The organism is Falsiroseomonas sp. E2-1-a20 (genome assembly GCF_051433195.1).
Taxonomy (GTDB): Bacteria; Pseudomonadota; Alphaproteobacteria; order Acetobacterales; family Acetobacteraceae; genus Falsiroseomonas.
The window spans coordinates 1-2,164 of sequence record NZ_JBHMFT010000129.1; the positions used below are offsets into that span (position 1 = coordinate 1).

Annotated in this window: 2 protein-coding genes; both read right to left on the bottom strand. The window is 67.1% G+C overall.

The genetic code is table 11. The annotated features are described in order from the left end of the window. Positions 1-769: 769 nt before the first annotated feature. A complete protein-coding gene (locus tag ACFHPP_RS30835) occupies positions 770-1,291 on the bottom strand; it encodes a recombinase zinc beta ribbon domain-containing protein (RefSeq protein WP_437167045.1) in 522 nt (173 codons plus the stop codon). Beyond that, positions 1,224-2,012, bottom strand: a complete 789-nt coding sequence (locus tag ACFHPP_RS30840; RefSeq protein ID WP_437167046.1) for a recombinase family protein — start codon at positions 2,010-2,012, stop codon at positions 1,224-1,226. The genes ACFHPP_RS30835 and ACFHPP_RS30840 overlap by 68 nt, the downstream gene beginning before the upstream one ends. Positions 2,013-2,164 lie beyond the last annotated feature (152 nt).

Consider the following 2,164-nt stretch of genomic DNA (forward strand, 5'->3'; position numbering starts at 1 on the left):
CTGTTCTCATCCAACACGGATGTCAGAATCAGGCCAAGCCGATTTCGTCAACGGGCTGTTAGGCATGCGTCTCCGGCGAACGCGGCATCCCCGACCACATCGCCACCATCTCCAATTGACTATCCCGATGCCGTCCCGTCGCCATTTGGAATCCGCCAATCTCGCCAGCAGATCGAGAAATCCAGCCAGACCTGATTCATCGTTGGCAGTTACACTGCTGCGATGGCGTAATTTCATTAGTCCGTTGACAGGTCTCAAGCGACGTAGGACAACTTTGTTTGTTAACCTAAGATCAACCCTTTTGAAGGCGCCATGCCATGAACTCGATGACCTCTCTAGCCCGCGTCCTGAGCGTGGCTGGTGCAGCCTTCCTGATCACCGCTTGCACCACCGTCACCAGCCCTCCTGCCGCCCAGCCGGCGACGGTCGTGATGCAGCCGGCGCCAGTTGTCGCCGCACCGCCGCCAGCTTCAACAACCGTCACGGTGCGGCCGAGCTACTAGTCTGGCCGCGGCAACATCGTCCAAAGCTTTCCACCGGCCCAATCGGGCCGGTGCGCTTCGTCGCCTTGACCTGCCCCCGATCGGGGATCCACGGACTATGAGAGAGTTGGCCCGTGTTGTGGCCTGGCCGGCTGACCCTGCCGGAGCGGAGCGTAGGCGGGGGCAGCCGGCCAGGGCAACACCGCTTCCGGCGCCAGCGGCCGATAGCCCAGCGCGCTGTGCGGCCTGACCGTATTGTACTGCCACGCATCACAACACCCATCTGTCTATGTCGTTGAAAATGGTAGGGTTGGTTGATCTGGCGCAGGTCCTACGGGGTGGTTTGGGTTGCTGCGCGCCTGGTTGACGATGTCCATGGCGGCGGGTTCCTGCAGCGCCTCGATCGCATCGGCGACCCGCAGCCCGCCGAACGCGATGCAGCGCGGCTCACCGTTGTCGAGGTGGCCGCGGCAGCAGCTGTAGCGTGGGATGGCGTGGTCCGCCCCGGTATAGCGCACCGTCAGCTTACGCCCGCAGCGGCGGCAGCGCAGCAAGCCTGCCAGGAGGGCATCGCCGTGCTTGGCGGCACCGTGGTGCCGGCTTGCCGGCGCGTTGTCGCTCACCATGCCGCGGATCGCCTCCGCCCGTGCCCAGTCAACGTAGCCCTCGTGCGTGCCGGGCCGTAGCGCCAGCCACTCGCCGCGCGGCCTGCGGCGGCTGGTAGGGCGCGCCCCGGCGCCATCATAGCGCACCGTCGTGCCCGTCCTGCCATAGGCATAGGCGCCGCCGTAGGCCGGGTTGGTGATCATGCGGTGGATGCTGCCGTAGCAGGGCCGGCGCCAGAGCAGGGTAACCATCGCGCTGCCACGCCGGCAGCTCCAGACCGTGCTCGTGGAACCACAGCAGCGTCTGGCGGGCGCTGCCGAGCTCGGCCAGCTTGTCGAACACCAGCCGGATGGCCGCCTGCACGCGTCGATCCGGATCCTTCTCCAGCCGGTCGCCAGCCTTGACGAAACCAACCGGGGCGGCGACCACCAGTTCACCCCGCCGCGCCTTGGCATGGCGTGCCGAGAGCGAGCGCTGCCGCAGCAGGTCGAGCTCATACTCGTTCAGGCTGCCCTTGAGCCCGAGCAGCAGACGGTCGTTGCCGTCGCGTGGGGCGTAGATCGCCTCGCCGTCCACCAGCACCGTGTCGACGACCCGGCACATCTCGATCAGCTGCTGCCAGTCGCGGCTGTTTCGGGCGAAACGCGACACCTCCCGGGCGGCTACCGCCCCCACTTTGCCCAGGCAGACCTCGGCGACCATCCGCTCGAAGCCGGCACGGGCGACGCCACCGGCCGCCGAGCGCCCGAGGTCGTCGTCCACGATCGCGATCTCCGACCAGCCGAGGTCCGATAGGCGGTCGCGCATGGCGTACTGCAGGCTGCGGCTTTCGGGATTGTGCAGAACCTGATGCGCCGAGGATTGGCGGACATAGACGATCGCCTTGCGCGCCAGGTGATGCGGCTTGATCTTGTCAGCGGTCATGGCGACCTCCGACACGTCCCCTGTTGTCCTCGTGCTCGAGGAGCAGACGCGCCAGCAGGTCGGTCAGGTTCCGCCGCGCCGCCTCGGGCAGCGCCCACCAGACCGCCGGGTCCGGGCGGGCCGCCGGGACCGAGGAGTCGAACAGGCTGGAT